The following is a 1,080-nucleotide window of genomic DNA, read 5'->3' as shown; positions in this document are numbered from 1 at the left end:
GCAGAAGAAGATGGTGTTTGGTTATCAGGGCTTGGCGAGCAAGCGGACATCATTGTATTAGGACAGGGGTTTGTTCGTGATGGCGATACCGTGATTGCGAATAAAGTCGGTGATGTCGCTGCCGATGCGGCCGAAAAATAGGGAGGCAGCATGTTTAGCATAATTGACGCTGCGTTATCCCGATCAAGAACGATGTTGACCTTGTTGGTGATGATCCTCATCGCAGGGGTCATTACTTACGTCACCATCCCAAAAGAATCTAGTCCCGATATCACTATTCCTATCATTTACGTCTCTGTGGGGCATCAAGGTATTTCTCCAACTGATGCTGAGCGTTTACTGGTTCGTCCTATCGAACAAGAACTGCGCTCAATTGAAGGGGTGAAAGAGATGACATCGGTTGCCTCCGAAGGCCACGCCTCAGTCACTTTGGAGTTTAGCGTTGGCGTGGATCTCGATAAAGCGATGGCGGATGTTCGCGACGCGGTCGATCTGGCGAAACCTAAGTTACCTGCAGACAGTGATGAACCGACGGTCAATGAAGTTACTTTTGCTTCAGAGGAGCCAGTTTTAACCGTTGTGCTTTATGGCACGGTGCCAGAGAGAACCATTGTTCAAATCGCACGAACGTTGCGTGACAGATTAGAAAGCTTCCGTCAGATCTTGGAAGTCGATATTGCTGGTGATCGTGAAGACATTGTCGAGATCGTGGTCGATCCGCTTTTAATGGAAAGCTATGGATTGGATCAGGCCGATATCTATAACTTGATCGCACTAAACAACCGAGTGGTTGCGGCTGGTTTTGTCGATACTGGATATGGGCGCTTTTCGGTCAAAGTTCCGTCGGTGTTTGATTCTCTGAAAGATGTTCTCGAATTGCCTATCAAAGTGAATGGCAAAGAAGTGATCACCTTTGGTGATGTGGCCACAGTTCGCCGAGCGTTTCGTGATCCGGAAAGCTTTGCGCGCTTGGATGGTGAGCCTGCCATTGTGCTTGACGTGAAAAAGCGTGCTGGCGAGAACATTATTGAAACTGTCGCGTTAGTTAAAGAGGTGATTGCTCAAGGGCAACTGCGTGCA

General features: G+C 48.5%; 2 pseudogenes. Both read left to right on the top strand.

The features are described 5' to 3' along the window. Positions 1–141, top strand: a pseudogene (locus R8269_RS25940) (efflux RND transporter periplasmic adaptor subunit); the annotation flags it as partial. A 9-nt stretch (positions 142–150) separates the two neighbouring features. Beyond that, positions 151–1,080 (top strand): annotated as a pseudogene (gene vmeK / locus R8269_RS25935) (multidrug efflux RND transporter permease subunit VmeK); the annotation flags it as partial.

The sequence above is a fragment of the Vibrio sp. Vb0667 genome (assembly GCF_033391095.1).
Note: the sequence above shows the minus strand (reverse complement) of the source record. Positions and strands in the feature narration are given on the sequence as shown.